Below are 846 nucleotides of genomic sequence, written 5' to 3' on the forward strand. Positions count from 1 at the left end.
CTCTTCAGTGGATGCTTCAAATGTTGCAAATATTCCACGCTTGGCAAGGCAACTCACAAATGAGTCAGCTAGATCTCCATTTCTACCAAATGGAGCTTTGACAAAAGAAGCTCTTGCGCGATCAAGGGCAATGCCAAACCTTGGTCCTGGGCAGCTTAGTAACCCAGCTATACCCGCAGGCTATGGAAAATACACCACAGAAACATTTCAAAGTCTCGCAGGAGACTATCAAATGCATTTCTATATGAATCCTGGAACTGGTGAAGTGTTTTATGGCTTGGATTATAAAGCTATATTTAATAATTATTTTGGAGCATTAAAATGAAGGTTCAATGTATTAAATTGCTCGACACTGAGGGAAATGAGGTTTTGTCCTCGCCTTGGTTGAAGCTAAACTCTGTTTATCAGGTTTTGTCAATTTTTATTGATCCGCATGGTCGACGTAGTTTTAATATTGTAACTTCTGAGAATAATGGAGGACGTCCTATATTTGGTAGTTATCAAGCAGAGTGCTTTAAGATTATTAGCACTGTTGTTCCAACAAATTGGACTGTATGGATTCATGAGAGCTCTGCTATAGGAATTTCGCCAAAGGCCTGGCAAGAGGCTGGATTTCTTGATTCTCTTTTAGAGCAAGAACAATTTGCATGGGATATTTTTGAGCAAGAACGCCGCTTAATAATGTCTGAAGAGCCGTAGCAGAGGCGGTGTGATGCTGGGCCAGCAAGTTACCCGCGCAGCGTTGACAGAATAGCCCCCGGCCAGTGGTCCCATGCCCATTGCGGCAGAAATCAACGGCCGCCTATACGCCATCCACACGGACCACCTGAACACCCCCAGGCGCCA

The 846-nt window shown here is 44.1% G+C and carries 1 protein-coding gene and 1 pseudogene; both read left to right on the forward strand.

Translation table 11 applies throughout. The features are described 5' to 3' along the window. Positions 1–325: pseudogene (locus tag DTS01S_RS31030) on the forward strand (DUF637 domain-containing protein); the annotation flags it as partial. Further along, on the forward strand, positions 322–699 hold the full coding sequence (locus DTS01S_RS30825) for a hypothetical protein (protein ID WP_139223895.1): 378 nt from the start codon (positions 322–324) through the stop codon (positions 697–699). The pseudogene DTS01S_RS31030 and the gene DTS01S_RS30825, both read left to right, overlap by 4 nt. The last annotated feature ends 147 nt before the right edge of the window (positions 700–846 follow it).

The sequence above is a fragment of the Delftia tsuruhatensis NBRC 16741 genome, assembly GCF_001571325.1.
Lineage (GTDB): Bacteria > Pseudomonadota > Gammaproteobacteria > Burkholderiales > Burkholderiaceae_C > Comamonas > Comamonas tsuruhatensis.